The sequence below is a fragment of the Burkholderia sp. KCJ3K979 genome (assembly GCF_016759955.1).
Lineage (GTDB): Bacteria > Pseudomonadota > Gammaproteobacteria > Burkholderiales > Burkholderiaceae > Burkholderia > Burkholderia orbicola.
Genome location: NZ_JACFYV010000347.1, coordinates 1 through 4,195, shown reverse-complemented (window position 1 = coordinate 4,195; position 4,195 = coordinate 1). Strand labels below are relative to the sequence as shown.

Annotated in this window: 3 protein-coding genes and 1 pseudogene; 1 reads left to right on the top strand and 3 read right to left on the bottom strand. The window is 69.8% G+C overall.

Annotated features, from left to right (window positions below; all coding sequences use genetic code 11):
* The 3 genes and pseudogenes from H3O04_RS34295 to H3O04_RS34285 form a co-directional block, all read right to left on the bottom strand.
* The coding region (locus H3O04_RS34295; RefSeq protein WP_202589407.1) for an enolase C-terminal domain-like protein at positions 1 to 1,200 on the bottom strand (1,200 nt) is incomplete at its 3' end.
* Positions 1,201 to 1,262: 62 nt separating this feature from the next.
* Positions 1,263 to 2,651, bottom strand: a pseudogene (locus H3O04_RS34290) (MFS transporter); the annotation flags it as partial.
* A 165-nt stretch (positions 2,652 to 2,816) separates the two neighbouring features.
* Positions 2,817 to 3,794, bottom strand: coding sequence for a LysR family transcriptional regulator (locus H3O04_RS34285; protein WP_202589406.1), 978 nt, complete (start codon positions 3,792 to 3,794; stop codon positions 2,817 to 2,819).
* A gap of 40 nt (positions 3,795 to 3,834) precedes the next feature.
* Between H3O04_RS34285 and H3O04_RS34280 the strand changes: the two genes are divergently transcribed.
* The coding region (locus tag H3O04_RS34280; RefSeq protein ID WP_202589405.1) for a glutathione S-transferase N-terminal domain-containing protein at positions 3,835 to 4,195 on the top strand (361 nt) is incomplete at its 3' end.

Genomic DNA, 4,195 nt, shown 5'->3' with positions numbered 1-4,195 from the left:
CGGTTCGCGCGTGAGCCGCGCGTCGCCTTCCTGCCAGATCCAGTGCGTGTCGATCGCGGTGATCGTGCCGGGCGCGGCCGCCGCCGCATGCGTGAACATCGCGAGCGACACGTCGAAGTGGTTGTTCGAGTGCGAGCCCCACGTGAGCCCCCAGTCGCGGCACAGCTGCGCGAGCCGCACCGAGCCCTGCATCGTCCAGAAATGCGGATCGGCGAGCGGGATGTCGACCGCCTGCAGCCGCACCGCATGATCCATCTGCCGCCAGTCGGTCGCGATCATGTTGGTCGCGGTCGGGATGCCCGTCGCGCGGCGGAATTCGGCCATCACCTCGCGGCCCGAATAGCCGGCTTCCGGCCCGCACGGATCTTCCGCATACGCGAGCAGGTGGCCTTGCCCGCGGCACAGCGCGACGGCCTCGTCGAGCGACCACGCGCCGTTCGGGTCGAGCGTCGCGCGCGCGTCGGGAAAGCGCGCCTTGATCGCCGCGATCGCTTCCATCTCGTCGGCGCCGGCCATCACGCCGCCCTTCAGCTTGAAATCGGCGAAACCGTAGCGCTCGACCGCGGCTTCGGCCTGCCGCGCGATCGCGGCCGGCGTGAGCGCCGCCTCGTTGCGCAGCCGGAACCACGGGGCGCGCGCCTGCGCCTCGTCGCGATACGGCAGATCGGTGCGGCGCCGGTCGCCGATGTAGAACAAATACGCGAGCATCGGCACCGCATCGCGCTGCGGGCCTTCGCCGAGCAGTGCCGCGACCGGCACGTCGAGGTGCTGGCCGAGCAGGTCGAGCAACGCGGCTTCGATCGCGGTGATCACGTTGTCGAGCCGCAGGTTGATCTCGTGCGGCTGGCGCAGCACCGCCGCCTCGCCGGCCGACGTCACTTCGTGGCGGATCGTGCGGCCGGCACCGGCGCCCGCGCCGGACAGCGCCGCGCGCACCGCGTTGAGCGTCGCCTGGTAGCGCCCGATCGACTGGCCGACCACGAGATCCGTCATGCGCTCGAGCGCGTGGCGGATGCCTTCGCCGCCCGGCACTTCGCCGACGCCCGTGTGCCCGCTGCTGTCGTCGAGGATCACGAGGTTGCGCGTGAAGTACGGCGCATGTGCGCCGCACAGGTTGAGCAGCATGCTGTCGCGGCCGGCGACGGGAATCACCTGCATCCGCGTGACGCGCGGGGTGCCGGCACGGCTGGATTCGGACATCGGTTCGCTCCTGGTTCCGGTGGCGTGCGGGCCGCCGGGCGCGCCGGCGCGGCCCGCGCCGTTCATTGAAGCTCGACGCGGCGGATCTCGCCGACGACGAACAGGTAGCAGATCACGGCGACGAGCGCGTGCGCGACGACATAGACGAGCGCGCCGTTGAACGAGCCGCTGCGGTCGACGATATAGCCGATCGCGATCGGCGTCGTGATGCTGGAAAGGTTGCCGCACGTGTTGAGCAGCGCGCCGCTCAGCCCGGCGATCTGGCGCGGCGCGGTGTCGGCGTTGACGGCCCAGCCGAGCGCGCCAAGCCCCTTGCCGAAGAACGACAGCGCCATGAACACCACGACGATCACGTGCGAATCGGTGTAGTTGCAGACGATCATCGACATCGACAGCAGCATGCCGATCACGATCGGCACCTTGCGCGCGACCGACAGCGACCGGCCCTGCCTGAGCAGCGCATCGGACACGATGCCGCCGAGAATCCCGCCGAGGAAGCCGCACACGGCGGGGATCGATGCGACGAGCCCCGCGTTGAGGATCGACATCCCGCGCGCCTGCACCAGATAAACGGGGAACCACGTGATGAAGAAGTAGGTGAGGGCGTTGATGCAGTACTGCGCGACGTACACGCCGACCAGCATCCGGTTTCTCAGCAGCGCCTTCACGTGGCGCAGCGACGGGCCGCCGTCGCGCCCACCGGTCGACTGGTCGATGTTGACGAGCGCACCGCCTTCGGCGAGGTAGTCGAGTTCCGCGCGGTTGATGGTCGGATGGTCCTTCGGGTCGTACATCGTGCGGTTCCACACCAGCACGAACGCGAAGCCGAGCACACCCATCACCGCGAACACCGACTGCCAGCCGAACGCGTGCACGAGCCAGCCCATCAGCGGCGCGAACACGACGGTCGCCGCGTACTGCGCGGCGTTGAAGATCGCCGACGCGGTGCCGCGCTCGGGCGCCGGGAACCACGCGGACACGATCCGGCTGTTGGCCGGGAACGACGGCGCCTCGGCCGCGCCGACCAGGAAGCGCAGCCCGAACAGCAGCGCGAACGCGGCCGCGCCGCCGAAGAAGCCGATCCCGCCTTGCAGCAGCGTGAACAGCGACCAGAAGAAGATGCTGAATGCGTAGACGATGCGCGACCCGAAGCGGTCGAGCAGCCAGCCGCCCGGCAGTTGCGCGATCACGTACGACCAGCCGAACGCGGAAAAGATGAAGCCCATCTGCACGTGGCTCAGGTGCAGCGCGCGGGCGAGGCTCGGGCCGGCGATCGCGATCGCCGCGCGATCCGCGTAGTTGATCGTCGTGACCGCGAACAGCACGGCCAGCACCAGCCAGCGCACGCGGGTGCGCCGGGCCGTTGCCGACGCGGACGCCGGCAGCGCGTGAAGCGGATTCATGACTTGTCTCCTCCGAGGGGCGGAAGGCGCCGTCGTGCGGCAGGCGCGTCGGTGCGCGCGTTGTGTGTGTTGATGCCGCCGGCGGGAGGCCGGGCACCGGACGCCGAGGCAGGCGGGGCGTCCGGGCCATTCTGTCATGTCGAAATTTGCGCTTTCATGCCAATTGCTGACTTGATCGATTCAGCATTTGAATCGATCGGGCGAGATACGCGGTCACGCGTGCGGCTCGATCGTGCTGCCGCCGCCGTGATGGCGCGCCACGTGCTGCGCGAGAAATTCGACGGCGGCGCGCACGCCGGGCAACTGGCCGCGCCGATGCGGCATCAGCAGTGTCGTCGTGACGGTGCCGGCGCACCAGCCGGGCAGCACGCGCACGAGCGCACCGGACGCGAGCGCGGCGCCGGCGATCCAGTCGGGCAGGCACGCGAGGCCGAGGCCGGCCGTCGCGGCCTGTAGCAGCAGCGTCGATTCGTCGGCCTGCAGCCGCAGGCGCGGCGTCACGTCGACGGCATCGCCGCCGCGCTGCAGCCGCCACGGCTGCGGGCCCGGGTGGAGCCCGTCGTGCTGCGCGAGATCGGCCGGCGTGTCCGGCGTGCCGGCCCGCGCGAGATAGGCCGGCGCGGCCACGACGACGATCGGCGACGCCGCGAGCGGCCGTTGCACGAGCGCGGAATCGGGCAGCGGCGCGAAATGGCTGCGTACCGCGATGTCGAAGCCTTCCTGCGCGATGTCGACGAGGCGGTCGCTCGCATGAATCTGCAGCAGCAGCTTCGGGTGCGCGATCGCCAGCGCCGGCAGGCACGGCGCGAGGATGTGCTGCGCGACCGGCACCGAGCTCGTGATCCGCACGACGCCAGCCGGCTCGGCGGCCTGCCGCAGCACCGCGTCGCGCGCGCTGTCGGCCTCGATCACGGCGGCGCGCGCATGCTCGAAGAATTCGGCGCCGACCGGCGTGAGCCGGAAGCTGCGCGACGTGCGATGCACGAGCCGCGCGCCGAGCGTGCGTTCCAGCTCGGCCACGCGCTTGCTGACCGTCGATTTCGGCAGGTCGAGCCGGCGCGCGGCCGCCGACATGCTGCCGGCCTCCACCGCCTGCACGAACAGGTAGAGATCGTTCAGATTCATTTCCAGCGTCCACAGGGAGAAACGACGGGTTTCGATTTTAGCGGCTACTGCGCCATCGTTTGCCATGGGAGCATGATTGCTCGTTCAACTTCTGTGGAATTCCCCGATGTCCCCGATCCTTTTCTACGGTATTCCCGCCGGCTGCTCGTTCGGCTCGATCGTCGCGCTCGAATGGACCGGCCGCCCGTACCGGCTGTCGCGCATCACGATGCCGGGCGCCGTGACGAGCGACGCGTTCCTCGCGCTGAACCCCGTCGCCGAGACGCCGGCGTTCGTCACGGCGAACGGCGACGTGCTGACCGAAAGCATCGCGATCCTCGGCCATATCGGCGCGCAGGCGCTCGACCGCGGCCTCGCGTTTCGGCAGGGCAGCGCGGATTTCGATCAGTTGAACCGGATGCTGGCGTGGCTGAACACGACGTTCTTCAACGCGTTCGAGCAGCGCTTCGAGCTGCCGGTGCGCCTTC